This is a genomic window from Pseudomonas sp. NY15181 (assembly GCF_048068055.1).
In the GTDB taxonomy this organism is placed as follows: Bacteria; Pseudomonadota; Gammaproteobacteria; order Pseudomonadales; family Pseudomonadaceae; genus Pseudomonas.
In genome coordinates, this window is record NZ_JBLUPT010000007.1 from 108,430 (window position 1) to 133,180 (window position 24,751).

The window sequence follows — 24,751 nt, forward strand, 5'->3', positions numbered from 1 at the left end:
GCCAACAAGTCCGTCCCCGTCAGCGCTCCAGCAACGCCCACTGCAGGCGGCGAGGAAATTCGCGCGCAGAGCCATGGCCCGGTGGCCCTGACCGTCGCCATGGCCCCGCGTGGCAGCAACGAGGACTCCACCTCCGCCGGGCTGCCCGCCGGCTATCCCTACCGTGGCCGCCTGCAGCGCAAGGAGTACGAGAAGCAGAAGGCGCAGCTGCAGGTCGAGCTGCTGAAGGTGCAGAGCTGGGTGAAGGACACCGGCCAGCGCATCGTCGTGCTCTTCGAGGGCCGCGACGCCGCCGGCAAGGGCGGCACCATCAAGCGCTTCATGGAGCACCTCAACCCGCGCGGCGCCCGCGTCGTGGCACTGGAGAAGCCCAGCGACGCCGAGCGCGGGCAGTGGTACTTCCAGCGCTACATCCAGCACCTGCCCACCGCCGGCGAGATCGTCTTCTTCGACCGCTCCTGGTACAACCGCGCCGGCGTCGAACGGGTCATGGGCTTCTGCTCGCCACGCCAGTACCTGGAGTTCATGCAGCAGACGCCGGAGCTGGAACGCATGCTGGTGCGCAACGGCATCCAGTTGTTCAAGTTCTGGTTCTCGGTGAGCCGCGAGGAGCAGCTGCGCCGCTTCGTCTCGCGCCGTGACGATCCGCTCAAGCACTGGAAGCTGTCGCCCATCGACATCCAGTCGCTGGACCGCTGGGATGAGTACACCCAGGCCAAGGAGGCGATGTTCTTCCACACTGACACCGCCGATGCGCCCTGGGTGGTGATCAAGTCCGACGACAAGAAGCGCGCGCGGCTGAACTGCCTGCGGCACTTCCTGCACGTGCTGGACTACCCCGGCAAGGACCCGAGGATCGCCCGCGCCCCGGACGAGCTGCTGGTCGGCCGGGCCGCCGAGCTGGACCGTGACGAACTGGAACGCCTGGTACCGGCCCCGCAGGCGGAGCCGGTTCCGGCCTGAGCCGCTACTGCTGGCTGAGTTGCATCAACTGGCCGGACACCGCCCGGGCGTTGCGTTCAACGATGATCGGTGCCCAGGGCCGGCCCGAGGTGCTGACCACGGTGCTGCTCTTGCTGTTCATGTCCTGCAGCGCCTTGCTCAGGTACTCCCAGCGGGTGTTCAGCTTCTTGGTCGCGTCAGTGTCCGGCAGTTGTGCGATGCGCTGCGACAGTAACGGCACCAGCACGCCTTCGTCCTGCCCCAGGTAGACCTGGGGTTGTTCGCGTGCCAGTTCCAGCCCGCTGAGGTAGGCGCGGCCCAGGTACTGGGTGGCGAGGAACTCGACCCGTACCGGCAACTGCCACAGCGGAATCTGGCTGGCGTCGGTGCTGGCCGGGACGAAGCGTTCGATCTGGCCCAGCAGGTCGCGCAGGGCGCGGCTGAGGTCCTGGTTGTAGCGCCAGGGCAGGTTTTCTTCCTTGGGGCCGTAGGACACGCCGTTGCGTATTTGCGTAACGAAATCGGCGTGGGCCTTCTTCAGCGCCTCATCGGATCTGGGGTAGGTCCTGATGGCCTGGTCCAGGGTGGCCAGGTCTTTCTCCAGTTGGGCGGCGTGGTCCTCCTGGAAGCCTTCGCCGCGCAGCAACAGCAGGCTGTTGATCGAGCGACAGGTGTAGACCTGCAAGGTCTGCAACTGCAGTTCGTCACTGGGCAGGTTGGCTTGGGCGGAGAGGGCGAGGAGTCCGAAACAGCACAGCAGAATACCGCGAAGCACATCGAGCTTTCGGAGCATGGCGGGCGTTTCCTTGTTGTTATTGTGTGCCGCGCCAGGCGCCGGGTGCGGTTTTTTTGGCGCCAGAGTCGCAGCACCTTCAAGGCTAGCGCCGAACGCCGCCGCTGCAACCATCCAAAAGGAGGATTCGTCAGGTTGCAGGCTTAGGCATGTGCGGCGTGGCGCAGGCGCTCGCGGTCGAGGATCTCGATGCCGCCATAGCTCAGGCGCAGGATGCCCTGGGCCTCCAGGTCCTTGAGGATCTGGTTGGTGGTCTGCCGCGACAGCGAAAGCATGGCCGCCAGCTGTTCCTGCGGCAGGTGCAGTTCACGCTTGGCGGTGGCCGACTCGCCGTAGCCCTCGGCGATCATCAGCAGGCGCCGGGCCAGGCGTGGCGCGGCCGGCAGCAGCGACAGCTCCTCCAGCACGGCGAAGGTGATGCGCAGCTTGTGGCTCATCAGCAGGGCGAAGTCGCGCCAGTATTCCGGGTGCTGCGCCAGCAGCGATTGCAGCGGCGCCACGGGCACCTGCAGGAGTACGGTGGCGCCCTCGGCATAGGCATCGTGAGTGCGCGGCTGGCCGTCGAACAGGCAGATTTCGCCGAACCAGTTGGGTGCTTCCACCAGGGCCAGCAGCGCTTCCTTGCCGCTCTCGCCGACCACGCTGACGCGGATCGCGCCTTCCACCACGCAATACAGGCCGCACGGCGCGTCGCCCCGGGCGAACAGCCGCTGCCCGGCCGGCAGGCGGCGCACTACGGCGGCATCGCACAGCGCGTGGCGCAGGCTTTCGGGCAGGGCCTGGAACCAGCGGCCTTCATTGAGGCGGGACAGGTAGGGTCGGGCGTCGGTCATGGGCTTTGTCGGCTAACTGACAGAGTGGGAAAGCGCGCAAACGCCATCATGCCAGTACCTTGCGGGAGAACAACAATGAAAACGCTCGTCGATCACCTTGCCCAATATGCCGCCTATCACCGTGACCGGCGGAACATCGTCAGCCACTTCATCGGTATCCCGATGATCGTGCTGTCCATCGCCACCCTGCTGTCGCGCCCCGGCTTCGAGCTGGCTGGCCTGACGCTGGCGCCCGCCATGCTGCTGGCGCTGGCCTCGGTGGTATTCTACCTGCGCCTGGACCTGCGCTTCGGCCTGCTGATGACGGTGCTGCTGGCGCTGTCGCTGTGGATCGGCGCGGCGCTGGCCGCCGGTACCACCGCCTCCTGGCTGACCTGGGGCATCGGCCTGTTCGTGGTGGGCTGGATCATCCAGTTCGTTGGCCACTGGTACGAAGGGCGCAAGCCGGCGTTCGTCGATGACCTCTCCGGGCTGATTGTCGGGCCGCTATTCGTCGCCGCCGAAGCCGCTTTCCTGCTGGGCCTGCGTGACGAAGTGCGCCGTGCCGTGGAAGAGCGCGCCGGCCCCACCTGCATCCGCGAGAAGAAGGCGACCGCCTGATCTACCTCATTCTGCGCCGCTGAGCTGGCGCAGGATTCGGGCGCTGTCGGGGTTGGCCGGGAAGAAGGTTTCCAGCGCCAGCTCCGACAGCGTCACGTCCACCGGTGTGCCGAACACCGTGATGGTGCCGATCAGGCTGCACACGCCCAGTTCGGTCTGCAACTGCACCGGGATCAGCACCATGTCGCCGCTGGCCGTTTCGTCATACGGCGGTGCCGGATAGGCCGCCACCTCGTCGCGCAACGCCGCCAATGCCGGGTCGCCGCTGGCTTCGTAGTCGCGCTGCAAACGCTCCACCACGTGCGCCTTCCACGGGCCGAGATTGAGGATGCGCGGCGCCAGCCCCTTGGGGTGCAGGCTCATGCGCAGCACGTTGATCGGTGGCTGCAGCAGCTCCGGGTCGACGCCGATCAGGAAGATATCCACCGTGCGGTTGGACGCCAGCAGGTTCCAGTGGCGGTCCACCACCATTGCCGGGTTCGGCTCGTGGGCCTTGAGCAACTGGTCGATGGCCTGTTTCGCCACGATCAGCGCCGGATCGTCCAGGCCCTTCTCGGAATACACCGGGGCGTAGCCGGCGGCACTGAGCAGGCGGTTGCGTTCGCGCAGGGGGATGTCCAGCTGTTCGGCCAGATGCAGGAGCATCTCGCGGCTGGGCAGGGCGCGTCCGGTTTCGACGAAGCTCAGGTGGCGCGTGGAAATCTCCGCGTCGCAGGCGAGGTCGAGCTGGCTGAGTCGGCGGCGCTGGCGCCATTGGCGGAGCAGGGCGCCGACGGGATGGGCTGGGTTGTTCTGGACTGGACTGTTCATGGGATCGAACGATAGACCTTGCACTTCATTGCGGCCATTACCTGGCAGGTAATCGACGCGCGTCAGGCTCGGGCGGATTCTGCAGCCACACGCCGCCAACCGGTGGCGGTCCCTGAAGGAGCTTCGCCATGACCCTGCTGCAACCGTCCCCGCTGCTTCGCCTCACCCTGAAGATCGATGCCATCGCCGGTGGCGCCATGGGCCTGCTGATGGCCCTGGCCGCGCAGCCGCTCGGCGAGCTGTTCGGCCTGCCTTTCGTCCTGCTGATGGTCGCCGGCATCGTGCTGTTGCCGCTGGCGCTGGTGCTCTACTGGATGTCCTATCAGACGGCGCTGTCGCGCACCGGTGTCTGGGCGGTGATCGCGCTCAATGTCCTGTGGGTGGTGGAGAGCGTTGCCCTGCTGGTGACCGGGTATGTGCAGCCGACCACTCTGGGTTACGCCTTCGTGATTGGGCAGGCGCTGGTGGTCTTGCTGTTTGCCGAGCTGGAGTTCTTCGGCCTGCGCCGGTCGGCGGTTCTGGCCCTGTGATGTTCGCGAGCAAGAACTGGGCGTCCCCCTCGCTCCTACAGCTCAGCGCCGGTGCGCTCTTCGTAGGAGCGAGCTTGCTCGCGAACCGCTTTACGCCAGCGCTTCGCGAACGAAATCGAGGCGGTCCTGGCCGAAGAACATCTCGTCACCAACGAACATCGTCGGCGCTCCAAACATCCCCCGCTTGATCGCTGCCTCGGTATTGGCCTTCAGCGCGTCCTTCACCTCCTGCTCGGCGGTCAGCGCCAGCAGCACCTGCGGATCGAATCCCGCTTCGGCCAGCAACGGGCCGAGCACCGCCGGGTCGCCCAGGTTCAGCGCGTCCACCCACATGCCCTTGAACACGCAGGCCAGCAGCGCCTCGAAGCGTTCCGGCTGGCGCATCTGGATGCCGGTGGCGGCGCGCATCAGGGTAAGGGTGTTGATCGGGAAGTGCGGATTCATCTTCAGCGGCACGCCGTAGCGTCGGGCGAAGCGCAGCATGTCGATCAGGGTGTAGCGGCCCTTGGCCGGGATGGCGATGGGCGAGGCATTGCCGGTGGCCTGGAATACGCCGCCCAGCAGCACCGGGCGGTAGACCAGCTCGGCGCCGGTCTCGGCGCAGATCTTCGGCAGTTGGGTGTAGGCCAGGTAGGAAGTCGGGCTGCCGAAATCGAAGTAGAACTCGACGTTCTTGGTCATGAGTGGCTCTCTTTCTTGTTGTCGTTATGGGCGGGCTACCAGCGCTCGATCCATGGGCGCAGATCCAGTTCGAAGGTCCAGGCGTCCCTGGGTTGGGAGTGCAGATACCAGTAGCTGTCGGCGATGTGCTCGGGGTTCAGGATGCCGTCCTGGTCCTTGAGCTTGTAGCGCTCGGGGAAGGTCTCGCGGATGAACTCGGTGTCGATGGCGCCGTCGACCACCACATGGGCCACGTGCAGGCCCATCGGCCCCAGCTCGCGGGCCATGCTCTGGGCCAGGGCACGGATGCCGTGCTTGGCCCCGGCGAAGGCGGCGAAGCCGGAGGCGCCGCGCAGGCCGGCGGTGGCGCCGGTGAAGAGGATCGTGCCGCGCTGGCGCTTGACCATGCGCTTGGCCACCTCGCGGCCGGTAAGGAAGCCGGAGAAGCAGGCCATTTCCCAGATCTTGAAGTACTTTCGCGCGGTCTCTTCGAGGATGCTGCACGGCACATTGGCGCCGATGTTGAAGACGAAGGCTTCGATGGAGCCGATGTCGCGCTCGATGGTTTCCACCAGCTCGATCACCGCGTCTTCGTTGCGGGCGTCGGAGGCGAAGCCGTGGGCCTCGCCGCCTTCGGCGCGGATCGCATCCACCAGCGGCTGCAGCTTGTCCGCCGAGCGCCGGGTGACACAGGCGACATAGCCTTCACGGGCGAAGCGGCGGGCGATGGCGCCGCCGGTTGCGTCGCCGGCGCCGATCACCAATACGACTTTCTTGTTCTGCGACATGCGTTTCGTCCTCGTGGGTAAACGGTCGTTAGGTAAACGAACGTTATGTTATGCTCGTGCCCATCGTCAACCGTTTCCCGGAGTCGCCCGATGCGCTACTCAGCCACCCACAAGGAAGAAACCCGCCAGCGCCTGATCGACAGCAGCGGCGCGATTGCCAAGCAGGGCGGCTTCGCCACCACCGGCGTGGACGGGCTGATGAAGGCGGTGGGCTTGTCCGGCGGGGCCTTCTACAACCACTTCGGCTCCAAGGACGAACTGTTCGCCGCCATCGTCGAGCGCGAGTTGCAGCAGAGCGTCGAGCGGCTCGCGGCGAAGGGCAAGGTGCTGGACCGTGCGCGCCTTGAGCGTGGGCTCAAGCGCTATCTGAATGTCACCCATGTGCAGGACGCCGCCGCCGGCTGCGCCATTCCGGCGCTGGGGGCGGAGATCTCCCGTGCGGACGTCTCCGTGCGGCAGGGCGCCGAGGATGCGTTGGTGGAGTTGCAGCAGGCCTGGGCCGAGGTGCTGGGGTCGCAGGAGGATGCCTGGGCGCTGCTGTCGCAATGCGTCGGCGCGCTGATGCTGGCGCGGATGGTGGCGACGGAGAAGGTGCAGAAGGCGATCGTCGAGTCGAGTCGGGATTTCCTGATCCGGCACCTGGACGAGAAGTCGCAGGACGCATCTGCGTAGGAGCGGACTCCGTCCGCGATCCTCGCCGCGGCGGAGCATATCGCGGACGAAGCCCGCTCCTACGAAAGGGCCGTTGCCCTGATCAGATATTCGCCACCGGCTGGAACGCCTTCGGCTTGAAGTACAGCGTCTCGCCACGGGCGAGGCCGGTGAGGCTATCGTGGTCCTTCACCACTTCGGCCTCGATCAGCTCGTCCTGGCCGTCGACCTTGAGGGTCACGCGGGTGATCGCGCCCAGCGGGCGGATGTCGCGCACTTCCGCGGCGCGGTGCTCGGCCACTTCGGAACGCGACAGCGAGACCTCGTGCGGACGGAACAGCACGTGCTCGTCACCGCCGATGTGCAGGCGGTTGGAGTCGCCGAGGAAGTGGTAGACGAAGTCGCTGGCCGGATTCTCGTAGACCTCGCCCGGCGAGCCGATCTGCTCGATCACGCCCTTGTTCATCACCACAATGCGGTCGGCGACTTCCATCGCTTCTTCCTGGTCGTGGGTCACGAACACGGAGGTCAGGTTGATCTCCTCGTGCAGGCGCGCGAGCCAGCGGCGCAGCTCCTTGCGCACCTTGGCGTCGAGGGCGCCGAAGGGTTCGTCCAGCAGCAGGATCTTGGGTTCCACCGCCAGCGCGCGGGCCAGGGCGATACGCTGGCGCTGGCCGCCGGAGAGCTGCTCCGGGTAGCGGTCAGCGAGCCAGTCCAGCTGCACCATGTTGAGCAGCTCGTGAACCTTCTCGGCGATGCGCGACTCGCTCGGGCGTTCCTTCTTGGGCTTCATGCGCAGGCCGAAGGCGACGTTGTCGAATACCGTCATGTGGCGGAACAGCGCGTAGTGCTGGAACACGAAGCCGACGTTGCGGTCGCGCACGTCGTGCTGCGAGACGTCCTCGCCGTGGAACACGATGTTGCCGACGTCCGGGGTTTCCAGGCCGGCGATGATGCGCAGCAGGGTGGTCTTGCCGCAGCCGGACGGGCCGAGCAGGGCGACCAGCTCGCCGCTGTGGATATCCAGGTTGATGTCGTTCAGCGCCTTGAAGGCGTGGAAGTTCTTGCTGACGTTACGGATTTCGATGCTCATGGCTGGGCTCTCACTTATTCATCGTCAGCTTTGACTTTGGTTCGGGACAGGCGCGACTCGCTCCACTGCTTGAGCAGCAGGATGACGAGGGCCATCAGCAGCAACAGGGTGGCGACGCTGAAAGCGGCGACGTGGTTGTATTCGTTGTAGAGGATTTCGACGTGCAGCGGCAGGGTGTTGGTGACGCCGCGGATGTGGCCGGAGACCACCGACACCGCGCCGAACTCGCCCATGGCCCGCGCGGTGCAGAGCACCACGCCGTAGATCAGGCCCCATTTGATGTTCGGCAGGGTGACGTGCCAGAACATCTGCCAGCCGTTGGCGCCCAGCAGGCGCGCGGCCTCTTCCTCCTGGGTGCCCTGTTCCTGCATCAGCGGGATCAGTTCGCGGGCGACGAAGGGGAAGGTGACGAAGATGGTGGCCAGGACGATGCCGGGCACGGCGAAGACGATCTGGATGTCATGGTCCGACAGCCACTGGCCGAAGTAGCCCTGGGCGCCGAACAGCAGCACGTAGATCAGACCGGCGATCACCGGGGAAACCGAGAACGGCAGGTCGATCAGGGTCACCAGGATGCTCTTGCCGGGGAACTCGAACTTGGTCACGCACCAGGCGGCGGCGACACCGAACACCAGGTTCAGCGGCACCGAGATGCCCACGGCGATCAGCGTCAGCTTCAGTGCGGCCAGCGCGTCGGGCTCCAGAATGGCTTCGAAGAAGGTGCCGAAGCCCTCCTTCAGCGCTTCGCTGAGCACCACGAACAGCGGCAGCAACAGGAACAGGGCGAAGGCCAGCCAGGCCAGCGCGATCAGGGCGCGGCGGCCCCAGACGTTACCCCGGCGAGCAGCATTGGCAGCGGCCGCGGCGGAAAGGCTTGCGGTACTCATGGCGCGCTCCTCAAGGCGTTTCGATGCGGCGTTGCAGCAGGTTGATCAGCAGCAGCAGGACGAAGGCGACGACCAGCATCAGCACGCCGATGGCGGTGGCGCCGGTGTAGTCGTATTGGTCCAGCTTGACCATGATCAGCAGCGGCAGGATCTCGGTCTTCATCGGCATGTTGCCGGCGATGAAGATCACCGAGCCGTATTCGCCGACGCCGCGGGCGAAGGCCAGGGCGAAGCCGGTCAGCCAGGCCGGCAGCAGCGCCGGCAACAGTACGTGGCGGAATACCTGCAGCGGCTTGGCGCCCAGGCAGGCGGCGGCTTCTTCCACTTCGCGCGGGATGTCCGCCAGCACCGGCTGTACCGTGCGCACCACGAAGGGCAGCACCACGAAGGTCAGCGCCAGAGTGATGCCCAGCGGGGTGTAGGCGATCTTCAGGCCGATCTCGGTGGCGAAGCGGCCGACCAGGCCGTTGGGCGCGTACAGCGCGGTGAGCGCGATGCCCGCCACGGCGGTGGGCAGGGCGAAGGGCAGGTCGATCATCGCGTCGATGATCTTGCGTCCCGGGAAGCGGTAGCGCACCAGCACCCAGGCCAGCAGGGTGCCGATCACGCCGTTGATCAGGGCGGCGATCAGCGCGGTGCCGAAGCTCAGCTTGAGCGCGGCGATGACGCGCGGCGCGGTGATGATGGTCCAGAACTGATCCCAGGAGAGGTGGGTCGTCTTGAGGAACATGGCCCCCAGCGGAATCAGCACCAACAGGCTGAGATACACCAGGGTGTAGCCCAGAGTCAGCCCGAAGCCGGGTATGACCGGGGAGATGCGTCGTGACATTGGTTGTCCTTTCTCATGAACGCGTTAAGCCCCCGCCATGGGGCGGGGGTTTTCGTTCCGTGCGGGCTGTGCACCGGCCCGCACGGATCGGGTCGCCCGGCTCAGGCCGGGCGGTTGGCGCATCACTGCGCCTGGTAGATCTTGTCGAAGACGCCGCCGTCGTTGAAGAACTTGGGCTGCGCGACTTTCCAGCCGCCGAAGTCCTTGTCGATGGTCACCAGGTTGAGTTTCGGGAACTGGTTGGCGAACTCGGCAGCGACCTTGCTATCGCGCGGGCGGTAGAAGTTCTGCGCGGCGATGCGCTGGCCTTCTTCGCTGTACAGGTACTTCAGGTATTCCTCGGCGACCTTGCGGGTGCCTTTCTTGTCGACGGTCTTGTCGACCACGGCCACCGGCGGCTCGGCCAGGATGGAGACCGACGGTACGACGATCTCGAAGTTCTCGCCGCCCTGTTCTTTCTTGGCCAGGAAGGCTTCGTTCTCCCACGCCAGCAGCACGTCGCCGATGTTGTTGTTGACGAAGGTGATGGTCGAACCGCGGGCGCCAGTGTCCAGAACCGGTACGTGCTTGTACAGGTTCTTCACGTATTCCTGGGCTTTCTCTTCGCTGCCGTATTGCTTCTTCGCCCAGGCCCAGGCGGCCAGGAAGTTCCAGCGGGCGCCGCCGGAAGTCTTCGGGTTCGGGGTGATGACTTCCACGCCCTGCTTGGTCAGGTCGCCCCAGTCCTTGATGCCCTTGGGGTTGCCCTTGCGTACCAGGAATACGATGGTCGAGGTGTAGGGGGTGCTGTTGTCGGGCAGGCGGGCCTGCCAGTCGGCGGGCAGCAGTTGGCCCAGTTTGTTCAGTTCGTCGATGTCGCCGGCCAGGGCCAGGGTCACCACGTCGGCCTTCAGGCCGTCGATCACGGCGCGGGCCTGTTTGCCCGAGCCACCGTGGGATTGCTGCACGGTCAGGTCGTCACCGCCCTGGGCTTTCCAGTGCTTGATGAAGGCGGCGTTGTAGGCCTGGTACAGCTCGCGGGTCGGGTCGTAGGAAACGTTCAGCAGTTGGGTGGCGGCGGAAACCGGGCCGGCAATCAGGGCGCTGGCCAGGGCGGCCAGGGCGAAACGGCGGATGGACATGTGCAGCTCCTGAAATAAATGCAGTTCTTTGTGTTTGTTTGGCAGGGTCTTTCGGGGGGCTATATCAGCCGCGCATTCGCGGCTGGCTGCTGCAGTACCGGTGGGGCAGGGCGGTCATGGCGACGCTCCGGTGGTCCAGTCGTGTTCGCTGCTTTTGCGGCCCGGGGGGGCTCAGGCGGGTTTGCCGGGGCTCTGCTGCAGGCGGAATTTTTCCTTGCGCTCGATCTGCACCACCTGGCCGTTGTGCACGGTGATCTCGACGGCGCCGAAACGCAGGCCACGCAGGGCGCTCTGCACTTCGCGCAGGATGTTGGCTTCGTCCTGGCCGTCCAGGCTACGGAGGGTTGCGCTCATGGGTATCTGCTCCTAGTGGGTTGACCACCGGCCGTTTCACTGGCGGCGCGTGCGGTGTGAGCGCATCTTAGGCAGGAGCTGGATATTCTTAAAAATACTGTTTAAGAATTTTTATATATCCGAAAGTTTTTAATGGCAGTTAGCCGCTCTGGCGCGGCAGCTTCGCCAGCAGGGCCTGCGCGGGCTGCGGCTTGTCGTACCAGTAGCCTTGGCCGAAGTCGCAGGCGTGGGTGAGGAGGAAGGCGGCCTGGTCGGGGCGTTCGATTCCTTCGGCGACCACCTGCAGGCCCATGCTCTGGCCCAGGGCGATCACCGCGCAGGCGATGGCGGCGTCTTCGGCATCATCGGGCAGGCCGGCGACGAAGCCCTGGTCGATCTTCAGCTTGTGCACCGGCATGCGCTTCAAGCGCATCAGCGAGGAATACCCGGTGCCGAAGTCGTCAATGGCCAGGTGCACGCCGAGCAGGCGCAACTGGCAGAGCAGCTCCAGGCCCTGGTCGAAGTTCTGCATCACCGCGCTTTCGGTGACCTCCAGCTCCAGGTGATGGGGTTCCAGGCCGCTCTGTTCCAGCGCCAGGGCCACGCGCTCCTCCAGGCCGCCACGGCTGAACAGGCGGCTGGAGACGTTCACCGCGATGAAGTCCAGAGTGATGCCCGCATCCAGCCAGGCGCGCATCTGCCGGCAGGCCTGGTCGAGCATCCAGGCGTCGAGCGCGGTGATCAACCCGGATTCCTCGGCCACGGGAATGAACTCGCTGGGCGGCACCAGGCCGCGCTGCGGATGCTGCCAGCGCACCAGCGATTCGACCCCGACCATGCGTCCGCTGGCCAGGTCATGCACCGGCTGGAAGTAGATGCGCAGTTCGTCGTGGTCCAGCGCGTGGCGCAGCGCGGCTTCCACCTGCACGTGGGAGCGCGCGCGGGCGGTCAGCTCCGGGGTGTAGAAGGCATACAGGCTGCGGCCGCTGGCCTTGGCCTGGAACAGCGCGGCGTCGGCGTGCTGCATCAGGTGGTCGACGTTGCGTGCGTCGTCCGGGAACAGGCTCACGCCGAGGCTGACGGACATGTAGATGGTCTGCCCGTCGACTTCGAATGGCGCGTTCATGGCTTCCAGCAGGCGCTGGGCGAGGCTGCTGGCGTGTTGTTGCTGCGGGCTTTCGAGGATCACCGCGAACTCGTCGCCGCCCAGGCGTGCCAGGGAGCAGCGCTCGTCGAGGCAGGCTTGCAGGCGTTCGGCGACGGCTTTGATCAGCAGGTCGCCGGTGCTGTGCCCGAGGCTGTCGTTGATGTGCTTGAAGTGGTCGAGGTCGATCACCAGCAGGGCGCCGCCGCCCTGTTCGCGTTCGGCGCGGGCCAGGGCCTGCTCGATGCGCTCGCGCAGCAGCAGGCGGTTGGGCAGGCCGGTGAGCGGGTCATGGTGGGCGAGGAAGTCCAGTTCGTGCTGCGAGCGCTTGAGGCTGCTGAGGTCGGAAAACACCGCCACGTAGTGGGTCAGCTGGCCCTGGTCATTGCGCACCGCGCGGATGTGCTGCCATTGCGGGTACACCTCGCCGCTCTTGCGACGGTTCCAGATCTCGCCGCTCCACACGCCGTCGCGCAGCAGGGCTTCCCACATGCGCCGATAGAAGGCGGCGTCCTGCCTGCCGGACTTGAGAAGCGACGGCTGGCCGCCGAGCACGTCTTCGGCCGCGTAGCCGGTGATGCGCGAGAACGAGGGGTTGGTGTGCACGATGATGCCGCGGCTGTCGGTGACCAGCAGGCCCTCCTGGGTCGCCTCGAACACCGCTGCGGCCTGGCGCAGGTGGTCCTCGTTGCTGCGCTGGCGGGTGATGTCGCGGCTGATGCCGGTCATGCGCAGCGCTTCTCCGCTCGCATCGCGCTCGACGCGGCCACGGGCGTGGACCCAGCGGTAGCCGCCGTCGCTGTGGCGGATGCGGTAGACGCAGTTGAGCTCTTCGCTCAGTCCGTCGATATGGTCCTGGTAGGTGGCGAGGGTGGCGCGGCGGTCATCGGGGTGCAGGCGATTTTCCCAGAGCAGCACGTCATCGCTCAGGCGCTCGCAGGGCAGGCCGATCAGGTTGGAATACCCTGGTGAGTAATAGATGCGCTGGCTGCGCAGGTCCCAGTCCCAGACCCCGTCCTCGACCACGTCCAGCGCGCGGCTCAGGCGTTCCTCGCGGTCGGCCAGGGCGCTCACGGTCGTATGCTGGCGGCAGAAATGCCGGTTCAGCAGCAGGAACAGCAGCAGCGCGCTGCCCCCCAGGAACACGTACTTCTTGGCGATCATCCAACGCAGGAGCTCGGCCGGCTCGGTGAAGACCATTTGTAACCAATGGTCACCCAGCAGCATCCAGAGGGCGGCGAGCATCAGGTAGAGCAGACTGATGCGAAGGGCGCTAAGTCGAGGGTTCATGGGGTGGCGAGGAGGAGATATTGGCTGTGCAGTATAAAGGACGCCTGCAGGCGGTCGTTCTTATCTAAAAGACCGGATGGTTTTCCGGACCCGCTTGGTGATAATGCGAGCTGGCTTTGTCCAACAAAGTCGCTCTTTCACACCACTTCCGAGGTTCATTATCGACCATGTGGTACAACGGTTTCCTTGACCTGTCGCCGTGGCAACTGGTGGCGGTCACGTTGGTTCTGACGCATATCACCATTGTCAGCGTCACCGTTTATTTGCACCGCTACTCCGCGCACCGCGCCCTCGAACTGCACTCCGCGCTGCAGCACTTCTTCCGTTTCTGGCTGTGGATGACCACGGGCATGAACACCCGCGAGTGGACCGCCATCCACCGCAAGCACCACGCCAAGTGCGAAACCGCCGACGACCCGCACAGCCCGGTGTTCAAGGGCCTGGGCACCGTCCTGCGGCGCGGCGCCGAGCTCTATCGCGAAGAAGCGAAGAACGAGGACACCCTGCGCATCTACGGCAAGAACTGCCCGGACGACTGGCTGGAGCGCAATGTCTACAGCCGCTACCCGCTGGGCGGCATCGTGCTGATGTTCCTGATCGACGCCGCCCTGTTCGGCGCCCTCGGCCTGACCGTCTGGGCCGTGCAGATGGCGTGGATTCCGGTGTGGGCAGCCGGGGTGATCAACGGCCTGGGCCACGCGGTCGGCTACCGCAACTTCGAGTGCCGCGATGCCGCCACCAATCTGCTGCCCTGGGGCATCCTCATCGGCGGCGAAGAGCTGCACAACAACCACCACACCTACCCGAACTCGGCCAAGCTGTCGGTGAAGAAGTGGGAGTTCGACCTGGGCTGGGCCTGGATCAAGCTGTTCAGCTTCCTGCGCCTGGCCAAAGTGGCCCGCGTGGCGCCGATCGCCCACCGGGTGGAAGGCAAGGGCAGCCTGGACATGGACACCGCCATGGCCATCCTCAACAACCGCTTCCAGATCATGGCCCAGTACCGCAAGCTGGTGATCGGCCCGCTGGTGAAGCAGGAGCTGGCCAAGGCCGATGCCTCGGTGCGCCACCTGTTCCGCCGCGCCAAGCGCCTGCTGTCGCGGGAGACCAGCCTGCTGGAGGAGCGTCATCACGCGCGCATCCAGGACCTGCTGGCGCAGAGCCAGTCCCTGCAGGTGATCTACGAGAAGCGCCTGGCGCTGCAGCAGATCTGGGTGAAGACCAGCGCCAACGGCCACGACATGCTGGCGGCGATCAAGCAGTGGGTGCAGGAGGCGGAAGCCAGTGGCATCCAGTCGCTGAAGGAATTCGCCGAGCAGCTCAAGACCTATTCGCTGCGCCCCGCTGTGTAACCGACGCCATCGTCCTAGGACGATGTGAAGCCAGTCGCAAGAAAAGCCCGCCGTTCGGCGGGCTTTTCGTTTATTTTGCAACAGCCTGGCGTAGTTTGCGGTCATAGCCCCGGTCGATGAACGGGAGGCGCCAACCATGGATGAACAGAACAAAATGCCTGTGGATCAGGACGAGGCCCTGCTGGCGCTACTGCACAGCCGCGCCGAGGTACAGCGGCTCAAGGAACGCGAGCAGCTCTTCAGCACTCTGCTGGCCAGCATCAATTCAGTCCTCTGGGCCTTCGACTGGCAGGCCCAGCGCATGGTCTATGTCAGCCCGGCCTACGAGCGCATCTTCGGCCGTTCCGCGGCCTTGCTGCTGGCGGACTACAGCGAATGGCACAACTGCATCTACCCCGATGACCTGGACTACGCCCAGAGCAGCCTGCTGGAAGTGCTCGAACGCGGCGCCATCGAGCAGCGCGAGTACCGCATCCTGCGGGCCGACGGCCAGGTGCGCTGGCTGAGCGACAAGTGCTTCGTCAGCCAGCACAACGATGCCGGCCTGCCGCAGCTGATCGTCGGCATCGCCGAGGACATCACCGACAAGAAGCACATGGAGACCGAGCTGCACCGCCTGGCCACTACCGACGTGCTGACCCAGAGCAGCAACCGCCGCTACTTCTTCGACAGTGCCGAGCAGGCCTTCCGCGACTGCAAGGCGACCTCCACGCCGTTGGCGTTCCTGCTGCTGGATGTCGACGACTTCAAGAAGATCAATGACGCCTATGGCCACCAGGTTGGCGACGTGGTGCTGCAACGGATTGCCCAGAGCGGGGCGGGCGCATTGCGCCGGGGCGACCTGTTCGGCCGCATCGGTGGCGAGGAATTCGCCGTGCTGTTACCCGGATGCAACGAGACGATGGCCCGGCAGATCGGCGAACGCCTGCAACGGGAAGTCCAGCGCCTGCGCTTCAACGAAGCCGAGCAGTACTTCAGCGTGACCATCAGCCAGGGGCTGACCTTGCTGCAGCCGGACGATCAGAACCTGTCGGCGCTTTACAGTCGCGCCGATGCGGCGCTGTATCAGGCCAAGCGCACCGGCAAGGACCGCATAGTTCAAGGATGAAACACAGCCGCTCACGCCGGGTGGCGAAACTAATACTTTTCGACTAATACCATTGTTTCACGATGGAGAATTAACTCTGCAGTTCGTCTGGTAATGCCATTAAATTGGCGGCTTTATAATCAATGACTTACAAATATGCATTTGCCTTTTGTCGGATTATTGGCGGCTTGGTCCTTCCTTGATTGACATACCTCCAACCCCCCCACTATTACTAATCACATAGCCATATCGTGTGGTGTCCGGATGAGACACCAGGGGAGTTTTCACACGAGCAGCGTGTCACGGAAGATTTGATCTTTCCCCCTGTCTTCCCACCACCCCCGTCCTCAGCACGAGCACTTCCGTCGCGTTTTCCGCAACGGAAGCCAGGCTTTTTTGTTGTCGTTTCCCAGATTTTCGGAGTTGGCCGAGGGGCGGTAGCTTTGCCCGGCGAAACATAACGGCCACTACAGGGATAAGCAGTTGAGCAGTCGTTGACGGAATCGGGTCATTCGAACTCGGGCGGTAGCTTTGTCTTCGAATGTTGCATTGGATCCGATACGAAGCGATCTCCGTTAGCGGAGCCACTGCAGATAAGCGAAGAAGGCAGGGCGGCAGGCGAATCTTCAGAGGCCGCCAAAGTGCGCATAAATACGCATCCGGCAGGTTTGCCAGAAAGCGAGCGCCAATAAGTTGTAAGTCCCGGAAGAAGTTTTATACGACCTTCGGAAATATCGCCAATCGTATTTATCTCTTTCTTCCAGGCATCGTTGCTCTTGAACTTCCAGTGGAACTTCAAAAGCACCAATCGCTATTTCCGTTATCGCAGAAAGTTCAACTTCGGCCTGTTTCCGAAGTGCTTTCTACGGCACTCGCCCGCGATGTGCCGTTCACGCATCCCGTCCCCGCTCTGATCGAGCACTCGCAGTGTGCGACGGAATTTCGGCGCGAACGCGCGCCTGTTGCCGGCCGCTGGTGCCGGCGTCACGACGAGAGCCGCGCGGCCCGCGCGCCTCGGGCTCGCTAGGGAGTCAGGCTGATGACCGATCAATCCTTTCGTTCCAGTTACGCCTGTGTGGTCGGTGGTGCCGGCCCGGCAGGCATGGGGTTTCTGTTCAATGCCTACAAGACCGGAGCGCTCGCGAGCCTCGCGCGTTCCGGCCTGCTGGTCGTGGACGCCGCGCTGGCGGTCGGCCGCGGCCGGCTAGGGGATTACCACATCACCGCCAACTCGGTGGGTGACGTGTTCCTCGACTGCTTGCGCGATCCGGCGCTGCTGCCGATCTTCGCGCCGCTGGAACATTCGGCGGCCTTCCGCCGGCTGCGCGACGATCCCCACGGCGCGCCGATGCTGACCCAGGTCGGTGAGCTGCTGGCGCACGCCTCGACACTGTTCATGCGCTACGTCACCCAGCATCTGGGCGTCGAGGTCGCGTTGGGCACGCGCATCGAGAAGATCACCGCCCAGGGCAACGGCAGCTTCCAGCTGGCCCTGCGCAGCGGCTCCTGCTCCTGGCAGGTGGATGCGGGTGGCCTGGTCCTCAACCTCGGCGGCCGGCAGACCCGCGAATACCTGCACTGGAGCCTCGCCGAGCAGGACCTGCACCTGAGCGCCGAAGGCCCCATCGTCTACTCCTCCGATGCGCTGCTCAGCCTGAGTCCCGCCGAACTGGTGGAGCTGTTCAGCGACCGCGTGACGCCGGACAGCCACTTCACCGTGGTCGGCGGTTCCCACAGTGCCTTCTCGGTGCTCGACAACCTCGCCTGTGCCCTCGACTGCCTTGGCCTTGAACGGCTGACCCTGGTGCACCGCGCGCCGATCCGGCTGTTCTTCGAGAGCGTCGAGGAGGCGCTTGCCGCCGGCTACAACGTGGACGAGGGCATGGACGTGTGCCCGGTCTCCGGTCGGGTCAATCGCTCCGGCGGGCTGCGCTACCGCGCCCACCAGGTGGGTACCGACGTGCTCGCCAACGGCCATGTCAGCGGCACCCGGGTGAAGGTCGAGCTGTTGCGCCTGGAGGACCGTTCGCCGGCTACCCGCGAGCGCCTGGAACGCTGCTGCAGCGAGCCGGGCGTGATGGTCCAGGCCATCGGCTACCAGCCCTGCCTGCCGGCCATGCGCCACGCCAACGGCGAGCCGCTGCAGGTGCGCGAGAGCAAGGGCGGGCTGGACTCCGACGAGGCCGGTTGCCTGCGCGACCACAACGGCCGACCGATTCCGGGTCTGTACAGCTTCGGCCTCGGTTCGGGGTTGGCGGCCAACCCGATGCTCGGCAGCGAGCGCTCCTTCGACAGCCGCATCTATGGCGTCTGGCAGTTCCACCACGACGCCAGCGGCCGGGTCATCGAAGCCCTTCAGGAACACCTGGCCAGCTACGCCCAGCAGGCGCCCGAGCCTTCACTGGATGCCCCGCTCGACGGCACGCCCTTCGTGCTGTCCGCGCTGGGTTGAGCGGCGCGTCCGCCTCACCCCGGGGATTCTTTCATTCATCAGAGGGATGCGACTGTGATCAATGTGACCAAGACGTATCTGGGCGACCTGGACAAGTTCAAGCGCTACGTGGAGCAGATCTACGCCACGGGTTGGCTGACCAACCACGGCCCCTTCGCCACCGCGCTGGAAGAGCGTCTGCAGGACTACCTGGGGGTGCGCAACGTGATCCTCACCTGCAACGGCACCCTCGCCCTGCAGGTGGCCTATCGCGCGCTGGGCGTGACCGGTAGCGCGGTGACCACGCCGTTCAGCTTCGTCGCCACCAGTAGCACCCTGGAGTGGGAACACATCCGGCCGCGCTTCGCCGATATCGACGCGCGCACCTGGAACCTCGATCCGCAACTGATCGAGGCGAGCCTGGCGCCGGACACCACGGCCATCGTCGCCACCCACGTGTTCGGCAACCCCTGCGCGGTGGAAGAGATCCAGGCGGTGGCCCAGCGCAATCGCCTGAAGGTGATCTACGACGGCGCCCACGCCTTCGGTTCGCGCTACCGCGACCGCTCGGTGCTGGCCTGGGGCGACCTGAGCACCTTGAGCTTCCACGCCACCAAGCTGTTCCACACCATCGAGGGCGGCGCCATCGTCACCTCCGATGACGAACTGGCCCGGCAGATCCGCCTGCTGTGCAACTTCGGCATCGCCGGGGTGGACAAGATCGTCGGCCCCGGCATCAACGCCAAGATGAATGAGTTCTCCGCCGCCATGGGGCTGTGCCTGCTCGATGACATCGACCTCATCCTTTCCCAGCGCGAGGAAATCGCCGCCCGCTACACCACGGCCTTGAGCGGCTACTACGAGCTGCAGACCGTCCAGGCCGGCGCCCGGCAGAACAACAGCTACTACCCGATCGGTCTGCGCGACGAGGAGCAGGTGCTGCGCGTCCGCAGCGGGCTGAATGCCATCGGGATCAATCCACGGCGTTACTTCTACCCCTCGCTGGATACCCTCGACTACCTCGCGCCGCAGCAGCCGCAAGCCATCTCGCGCGAACTGAGCCAGCGCATTCTCTGCCTGCCGCTGTACCCGGGGCTGCCGCAGGACGTGCAGCGTGCGGTGATCGAGGTGCTGCAGATGGATGCCGGACGGGTCGCCGTGGCGGTGTGAGGAATCGGTCATGTCGGCCAAGCGTTCGTTGTCGATGATCCGCAATACCCTGCTGAACTACGCGGGGCAGGCCTATGCGATCGTCATCGGCATCCTGATCCAGCCGTTCTACCTCGGCCACCTGGGCGCCGAGGCCTATGGCCTGATCGGCTTCTTCGCGGTCCTGCAGTCCTGGTTGCTGCTGCTGGACGTCGGTCTCTCGCCGGCCCTGGTGCGGCAGGTTGCCCACGTCCGCGGCGCCGAGGGCGAGGCCTATGGCCAGGCGAGCCTGCTGCGCTCCTTCGAGCTGATCCTGCTGCCGCTGACCCTGCTCAGTTCGCTGGCGGTGTATGCCGGCAGCCCGTGGATCGCCGGGCGCTGGCTGAACGTCCACGCGCTGAGCCCGGTGCTGGTGGCGCAGTGCATCAGCCTGATGGGCCTGCTGGTCGCCCTGCGCCTGTACGGCACGCTGTACCGCAGTGCGTTGCAAGGCCTGGAGCTGCACGGCTGGATCAACGGGATCAACGTCTTCGTCACCACCCTGCGTTACTTCGGCGGCCTGCTGCTGGTGATCAAGGTCAGCCAGGACCCGCTGGTGTTCTTCGAATTCCAGGTGGCGGTGTCGCTGCTCGAGACCCTGATGCTCGGCGCCAAGGCGTACCTGTGGATGGACGTGCGGCTGCTCACGCGTTTCTGCTGGGACACGCTGCGGCCGGTGATTCCCTTCGCCCTGGGCATGAGCTTCACCTCCGGCCTGTGGGTCATCGTTACCCAGCTCGACAAGGTCTTGCTGTCGAGCCTGATGCCGTTACGGGACTACGGCTATTTCTCACTGGTGGCGCTGATCAGCGGCGGCATCCTCAGTCTGGTCAATCCGTTGGCGCAGTCGCTGCTGCCGCGCATGACCATGCTGATCGCCGAGGGGCGCCACAACGACATGCAGCAGCTCTATCTGAAGGCGAACCGTTTCGTCTGTGTGCTGCTGCTCCCGATGGTCGCGGTGATCGCCGCTCATGGTCACGACCTGGTCCTGGCCTGGAGCGGCGATGCCGTGGCCGCCAGATGGTGCCAGCCGATACTGGTCTGGTATGTGCTCGGTGCCGGCCTGATGGCGGTGAGCAGTTTCCAGTTCTACCTGCAGTACGCCCACGGCCAGCTGCGGCTGCACGTCTGGTACAGCGTGCTGTCGGCGCTGGTGAGCATTCCGCTGGTGGTGGCCAGCGCTTACCTGTTCGGCGTGCTCGGTGTCGCGCTGTGCTGGTTCGGTCTGCGCGTGGCGTCCTTCCTGATCCTGCCGCCGATCGTGCACCGGCGCTTTGGCAATGACCTGCACTGGCCGTGGCTGCGCGACACCCTGCAGATCGCCGCGCTGAGCGGCGCCGGGCTGCTGCTCAGCGAGCCCGTCTACGCATTGCTGGCCCGTTCCGGCGAGCGCCTGTTCCTGCTGCTGGCGCTGGCCGCCTGCGGGCTGATTACCCAGACCCTGGTGGGCGTGGGCTGCGCTGCCGCGTTGCTGCGTCTGTTCAAACCGTTCCAGAAGCCGAGTGTCTAGACATGGATATCCGCTCCGAGCTGCAGATCCTCTCCAACTGGCCGGAAGCCCCCGAGCCGCTGCTGAGCATCGTTTGCCTGGCCTACAACCAGGTGAACTACATCGGCCGCACGCTGGACAGTTTCCTCGAACAGATCACCGACTTTCGCTTCGAGGTGGTGATCAACGACGACGCCTCCAACGACGGCACCGCCGAGCTGATCGCCGACTACGCGGCGCGTTACCCGCACATCATCAAGCCGATTTTCCACAAGGAAAACCAGTACTCCAAGGGTGTCTCCCACGGCATGGCGACCTTCCGCAAGGCGCGAGGCCGCTACATCGCCTACTGCGAAGGCGACGACTTCTGGACCGATCCGCACAAGCTGCAGATCCAGGTCGACTTCCTCGAACGCCATCCGGACTACGTGATCACCTATCACGATGCCTATGTCTTCGACGAGGACGGCATCATCAAGCCGCGGCAGCTCGCCGGCCGGTTTCGCCGCGACGCCAGCCGCCGCGACCTTCAGCAGGCGCGCGCGATTTCCACCCTGACCGCCTGCTTCCGCAATGTCCTGGGCGAGATGCCCGAGGAGCTGCGCACCACCCGCATGGTGGACCTGTGCTGGTGGTCGCTGCTGGGGGCCTACGGCAAGGGCAAGTTCCTCGAGCAGATCGGCCCGGCCGCCTACCGCCGGCACAAGGGCGGGATCTTCTCCATGCAGGCCGAGAGCGTGCAGCAGCGGATGACGCTGCACACCTACTACTGCCTGTCGCGCTACTACCAGCGCATCGGCGACCAGGCGCTGCACGAGTACTTCCTGGTCCAGGTCTGTCGCTTGTCGATGGCCGCGATTCCCCTTCCGCGCAAGATCGAGGCGTTCCTGCTGCTGATCGGCAACCACAGCCTGAACCTGCTCAAGCGGCTGAACCCGATCCACGCACGCTGAGCCGCGTCACGTCACCGGAGGATGGAAGTCCATGAGCATCATGCCCCACTCATCCCTGGAGAATCTCCAGGACACCCGTATCGACGTGGCCGGTCTGCTGCGCCTGCTCTTTGACCACAAGCGGATGATCATCATCGTCACCGGGCTGTTCGCCACCCTGGGACTGGTCTATGCGCTGATCGCCACGCCGATCTACGTCTCGGGCGCGATGATCCAGGTCGAGCAGAAGAAGAACGGCCTCAACGGCACTCCCGAGGTGATCAACCGCCCCGACTCGGTCTCCCTGGCCGCCACCGAGATCGAGCTGCTGAAGTCCCGCGCGGTGCTCGGCAAGGCGGTGGAGATACTCAAGCTCTACATCACCGCCAAGCCCCGGCACATGCCGTTGGTGGGCGATTACCTGGCTCGGCGTTTCAAACCCACGCCGACGCAACCCTTGGCGGATCCTCTGTTCGGCATGGGCGCCTACGCCTGGGGCGGCGAGCAGATCAAGGTGTACCAGCTGGAAGTGCCCGAAGAGTATCTCGGCGAGAAGCTGACCCTGGTCGCCGAGGGCGGCGGCGCCTACGTCCTGCTCAATGCCGACGGGGAACAGCTGCTGCGCGGCGAGGTGAACAAGACGGTGGTCGACAAGGGCTTCACCCTCGAAGTGGACGAGCTGGTGGCACACCCGGGCACCGAATTCATTCTCACCCGTGACCGCCTGCTGACCACCACCCTGCTCTATCAGAAGGCGCTCAAGGTGGTTGAGGCCGGCAAGGACTCCGGGATCATCTACATGACCCTGGAGGACCCCAACGCGGGGCAGGCCGACCTCATCCTCGACAAGATCAGCCATCTGTACGTGATGCAGAACGTCGAGCGCAGTTCCGCCGAAGCCTCCCAGCGCCTGCAATTCCTGCGCTCGCAGTTGCCGATGGTGCGCATGGAACTGGAACGCGCCGAGGCCGCCTACAACGCCTACCAGACCAGCGCCAAGTCCGCCGACATCAGCGTCGAGACCCGTGGCGTGCTGGACCAGGTCGTGGGGATCGACAACCAGCTCTCCGACCTCAAGCTCAAGCGCGCCGAGTACGACCGCCTCTACGCGCCCAGCCACCCGACCTACCAGGCGCTGCTGAAACAAGTGGCGAGCCTGGAGGCCCGCAAGCAGGCGTTGCAAGGGCGCATCCAGGCCTTGCCGTCCACCCAGCAGGAACTGCTGCGCCTCTCCCGTGACATGCGCGTCACCCAGCAGACCTACACCACCGTGCTGGACAAGGCCCAGGAGCAGGACATCCTGCGCGCCGGTACCATCGGTAATGTGCGGGTGATCGACACCGCCCAGGCCGACGTGGAGAAACCGGCCAAGCCGATGCGCAAGGTCATCGTGCTGCTCGCCACCCTGCTCGGTTTCTGCGTCGCGATGGGCATCCTGTTCCTGCGCCAGGCCTTCTACCGGGGCGTGGAGAATCCCGAGGCGATCGAACAGATCGGCCTTTCGGTGCTTGCGGCGGTGCCGTACTCCCGTCAGCAGGAGCGCCTGGAAAAAGAACGCAAGGGCGCCATCACCGCCCATGCCCCCATGCTGCTGGCCGCCGCCAACCCGGGCGACCTGGCCAACGAGTCGCTGCGCAGCCTGCGCACCAACCTGCATTTCGCCCTGCTGGAAGCGCGCAACAACGTGGTGATGCTCACCAGCCCCGCGCCGGGTGCCGGCAAGTCGTTCGTCTCCTCCAACCTGGCGGCGATCATTGCCCAGTCCGGCCTGCGCACCCTGCTGATCGACGGCGACATGCGCAAGGGCTACCTGCACCGCGTCTTCGGCCTGACCCCGCGGCACGGCCTGTCCGATGCGCTGAGTTCCGGTCGCCCGCTGAGCGAGGTGATCCTTCCGACCGAGGTACCGGACCTGGACTTCATCTCCTGTGGCTTCGCCGCGCCGAACCCGTCGGAACTGCTGATGCACGAGAACTTCGCCCAGTTGCTGCGCGACGCCTCGGCGATGTACGACCTGGTCATCATCGATACCCCGCCAGTGCTGGCGGTGACCGACGCATCGCTGGTCGGTCGGTTGTGCGGCATCAGCCTGCTGGTGACCCGCTTCGGCCAGAGCCCACCCAGCGAGATCGATACCGCGCGCCGCCGCCTCGGGCAGAACGGCATCCATCTGCAAGGCGCGATTCTCAACGGAGTCCGGCGCAAGGCCTCGACCGCCGCCTACGACTACGGCGCGTACGCCTACCGCTACGACAACCGCGACTGAGGCCCCCGACGTCCGGCGCCTTCCCGCCCGGCCCGCCGCTCATGACGGGCCGAGGCGGAAGCCGCCAGGCAACCTCCACTCCTTTCGGGGCTCCGTTCCACGGAACGCCAGGCCCCGTCCTCACGCATCGCCCGCCCCGGCGTCGAGGCATACGCATCATGAGTAACGCTGACCCCCTTCATCGCTGGTACCTGATCCAGACCAAACCGCACCAGGAACTGCGCGCCGAGGAAAACCTGACTCGCCAGGGCTTTTGCTGCTACCGGCCAGTGGTCGGGCAGGGCCCCCGGCCACAACCCCTGTTCCCCGGCTACCTGTTCATCAACCTGGATCAGCAGCACGACAACTGGTTCCCGATCCGCTCGACCCGTGGCGTGGCGCGCATCGTCAGCTTCGGCCCGCAGCCGCTGCCGGTGGCCGATGAGCTGGTGGAGGACATCCGCCAGCGCTCGCGGGCGATGCCGGAGCGCGTGGCCAGGCGCTTCCAGGAGGGCCAGGTGGTGCATCTGCATTGCGCTGGCGACTGCGAGGTGGAAGCGATCTTTCTCTGCGACGACGGCGCCGAACGGGCGCTGATCCTGCTCAACCTGCTGCAGCGCGAACAGCGCGTGCGGGTACCGCTGAGCCAGCTCTCGGCGGCCGGTGGGGAAAAAAAGAGGGTGGGCCTGAGTGCCCGCTGATCGATGAGGGAGACGCACCATC

The 24,751-nt window shown here is 65.3% G+C and carries 24 protein-coding genes; 12 read left to right on the forward strand and 12 right to left on the reverse strand.

Translation table 11 applies throughout. From position 1 onward, the window contains the following. Positions 1 to 81 precede the first annotated feature (81 nt). Positions 82 to 963, forward strand: a complete 882-nt coding sequence (gene ppk2, locus ACNFBT_RS17390; RefSeq protein ID WP_416751722.1) for a polyphosphate kinase 2 — start codon at positions 82 to 84, stop codon at positions 961 to 963. Between the two features lie 4 nt (positions 964 to 967). Here the strand turns inward: ppk2 and ACNFBT_RS17395 are convergent, their stop codons facing one another. Together ACNFBT_RS17395 and ACNFBT_RS17400 are read right to left on the reverse strand one after the other, a co-directional pair. Continuing rightward, positions 968 to 1,735, reverse strand: a complete 768-nt coding sequence (locus ACNFBT_RS17395) for a hypothetical protein (RefSeq protein WP_416751387.1) — start codon at positions 1,733 to 1,735, stop codon at positions 968 to 970. A gap of 143 nt (positions 1,736 to 1,878) precedes the next feature. Further along, a complete protein-coding gene (locus ACNFBT_RS17400) occupies positions 1,879 to 2,568 on the reverse strand; it encodes a Crp/Fnr family transcriptional regulator (RefSeq protein ID WP_416751388.1) in 690 nt (229 codons plus the stop codon). Between the two features lie 75 nt (positions 2,569 to 2,643). Here ACNFBT_RS17400 and ACNFBT_RS17405 point away from each other — a divergent pair, with 75 nt between their 5' ends. Further along, complete coding sequence (locus tag ACNFBT_RS17405; RefSeq protein WP_416751390.1) at positions 2,644 to 3,168, forward strand: DUF962 domain-containing protein; 525 nt, start codon at positions 2,644 to 2,646, stop codon at positions 3,166 to 3,168. 6 nt (positions 3,169 to 3,174) lie between these two features. Here the strand turns inward: ACNFBT_RS17405 and ACNFBT_RS17410 are convergent, their stop codons facing one another. Then, entirely contained in the window at positions 3,175 to 3,978 is an 804-nt protein-coding gene (locus tag ACNFBT_RS17410; protein ID WP_416751392.1) for a helix-turn-helix domain-containing protein, read from the reverse strand. 128 nt (positions 3,979 to 4,106) lie between these two features. Here ACNFBT_RS17410 and ACNFBT_RS17415 point away from each other — a divergent pair, with 128 nt between their 5' ends. Then, complete coding sequence (locus ACNFBT_RS17415) at positions 4,107 to 4,508, forward strand: hypothetical protein (protein WP_416751394.1); 402 nt, start codon at positions 4,107 to 4,109, stop codon at positions 4,506 to 4,508. Positions 4,509 to 4,598: 90 nt separating this feature from the next. Here ACNFBT_RS17415 and ACNFBT_RS17420 read toward each other — a convergent pair whose 3' ends face one another. Both ACNFBT_RS17420 and ACNFBT_RS17425 read right to left on the reverse strand, forming a co-directional pair. Further along, a complete protein-coding gene (locus ACNFBT_RS17420; RefSeq protein WP_416751396.1) occupies positions 4,599 to 5,189 on the reverse strand; it encodes a 2-hydroxychromene-2-carboxylate isomerase in 591 nt (196 codons plus the stop codon). 35 nt (positions 5,190 to 5,224) lie between these two features. Beyond that, positions 5,225 to 5,956: an SDR family oxidoreductase gene (locus ACNFBT_RS17425; RefSeq protein ID WP_416751398.1), complete on the reverse strand. Its 732-nt coding sequence runs from the start codon at positions 5,954 to 5,956 to the stop codon at positions 5,225 to 5,227. 90 nt (positions 5,957 to 6,046) lie between these two features. On the opposite strand from ACNFBT_RS17425, the gene ACNFBT_RS17430 reads away from it, so the two are divergent. Further along, entirely contained in the window at positions 6,047 to 6,628 is a 582-nt protein-coding gene (locus tag ACNFBT_RS17430) for a TetR/AcrR family transcriptional regulator (RefSeq protein ID WP_416751400.1), read from the forward strand. An 82-nt stretch (positions 6,629 to 6,710) separates the two neighbouring features. Here ACNFBT_RS17430 and ACNFBT_RS17435 read toward each other — a convergent pair whose 3' ends face one another. The 6 genes from ACNFBT_RS17435 to ACNFBT_RS17460 form a co-directional block, all read right to left on the reverse strand. After that, complete coding sequence (locus ACNFBT_RS17435; RefSeq protein ID WP_416751402.1) at positions 6,711 to 7,700, reverse strand: sulfate/molybdate ABC transporter ATP-binding protein; 990 nt, start codon at positions 7,698 to 7,700, stop codon at positions 6,711 to 6,713. Between the two features lie 14 nt (positions 7,701 to 7,714). Next, positions 7,715 to 8,587 carry a sulfate ABC transporter permease subunit CysW gene (gene cysW, locus ACNFBT_RS17440; RefSeq protein WP_416751404.1) on the reverse strand — a complete coding sequence of 291 codons (873 nt, stop codon included), beginning with the start codon at positions 8,585 to 8,587 and terminating at the stop codon, positions 7,715 to 7,717. A gap of 10 nt (positions 8,588 to 8,597) precedes the next feature. Next, positions 8,598 to 9,416, reverse strand: a complete 819-nt coding sequence (gene cysT / locus ACNFBT_RS17445; RefSeq protein WP_416751406.1) for a sulfate ABC transporter permease subunit CysT — start codon at positions 9,414 to 9,416, stop codon at positions 8,598 to 8,600. A gap of 122 nt (positions 9,417 to 9,538) precedes the next feature. Next, positions 9,539 to 10,537: a sulfate ABC transporter substrate-binding protein gene (locus tag ACNFBT_RS17450; protein WP_416751408.1), complete on the reverse strand. Its 999-nt coding sequence runs from the start codon at positions 10,535 to 10,537 to the stop codon at positions 9,539 to 9,541. A gap of 171 nt (positions 10,538 to 10,708) precedes the next feature. Beyond that, positions 10,709 to 10,891: a sulfur starvation response protein OscA gene (gene oscA / locus ACNFBT_RS17455; RefSeq protein WP_017520779.1), complete on the reverse strand. Its 183-nt coding sequence runs from the start codon at positions 10,889 to 10,891 to the stop codon at positions 10,709 to 10,711. A 139-nt stretch (positions 10,892 to 11,030) separates the two neighbouring features. Next, positions 11,031 to 13,304, reverse strand: a complete 2,274-nt coding sequence (locus ACNFBT_RS17460) for a putative bifunctional diguanylate cyclase/phosphodiesterase (protein ID WP_416751410.1) — start codon at positions 13,302 to 13,304, stop codon at positions 11,031 to 11,033. Between the two features lie 167 nt (positions 13,305 to 13,471). Between ACNFBT_RS17460 and desA the strand changes: the two genes are divergently transcribed. After that, entirely contained in the window at positions 13,472 to 14,653 is a 1,182-nt protein-coding gene (gene desA, locus ACNFBT_RS17465) for a delta-9 fatty acid desaturase DesA (RefSeq protein WP_416751412.1), read from the forward strand. Between the two features lie 136 nt (positions 14,654 to 14,789). Then, complete coding sequence (locus ACNFBT_RS17470; protein ID WP_416751414.1) at positions 14,790 to 15,761, forward strand: GGDEF domain-containing protein; 972 nt, start codon at positions 14,790 to 14,792, stop codon at positions 15,759 to 15,761. 487 nt (positions 15,762 to 16,248) lie between these two features. Here the strand turns inward: ACNFBT_RS17470 and ACNFBT_RS17475 are convergent, their stop codons facing one another. Then, on the reverse strand, positions 16,249 to 16,545 hold the full coding sequence (locus ACNFBT_RS17475) for a hypothetical protein (RefSeq protein ID WP_416751416.1): 297 nt from the start codon (positions 16,543 to 16,545) through the stop codon (positions 16,249 to 16,251). A gap of 234 nt (positions 16,546 to 16,779) precedes the next feature. On the opposite strand from ACNFBT_RS17475, the gene ACNFBT_RS17480 reads away from it, so the two are divergent. The 6 genes from ACNFBT_RS17480 (at position 16,780) to rfaH (ending at position 24,729) form a co-directional block, all read left to right on the forward strand. Then, complete coding sequence (locus ACNFBT_RS17480; RefSeq protein WP_416751418.1) at positions 16,780 to 18,192, forward strand: hypothetical protein; 1,413 nt, start codon at positions 16,780 to 16,782, stop codon at positions 18,190 to 18,192. 54 nt (positions 18,193 to 18,246) lie between these two features. After that, positions 18,247 to 19,341 (forward strand): DegT/DnrJ/EryC1/StrS family aminotransferase, encoded by a 1,095-nt coding sequence (locus ACNFBT_RS17485; protein ID WP_416751420.1) that lies wholly within the window; start codon positions 18,247 to 18,249, stop codon positions 19,339 to 19,341. A gap of 10 nt (positions 19,342 to 19,351) precedes the next feature. Next, complete coding sequence (locus ACNFBT_RS17490) at positions 19,352 to 20,872, forward strand: lipopolysaccharide biosynthesis protein (RefSeq protein ID WP_416751422.1); 1,521 nt, start codon at positions 19,352 to 19,354, stop codon at positions 20,870 to 20,872. Between the two features lie 2 nt (positions 20,873 to 20,874). After that, positions 20,875 to 21,804 (forward strand): glycosyltransferase family 2 protein, encoded by a 930-nt coding sequence (locus ACNFBT_RS17495; RefSeq protein ID WP_416751424.1) that lies wholly within the window; start codon positions 20,875 to 20,877, stop codon positions 21,802 to 21,804. A 31-nt stretch (positions 21,805 to 21,835) separates the two neighbouring features. Next, a complete protein-coding gene (locus ACNFBT_RS17500; RefSeq protein WP_416751426.1) occupies positions 21,836 to 24,049 on the forward strand; it encodes a polysaccharide biosynthesis tyrosine autokinase in 2,214 nt (737 codons plus the stop codon). A gap of 158 nt (positions 24,050 to 24,207) precedes the next feature. Continuing rightward, a complete protein-coding gene (rfaH, locus tag ACNFBT_RS17505) occupies positions 24,208 to 24,729 on the forward strand; it encodes a transcription/translation regulatory transformer protein RfaH (RefSeq protein WP_416751428.1) in 522 nt (173 codons plus the stop codon). Positions 24,730 to 24,751: the final 22 nt, after the last annotated feature.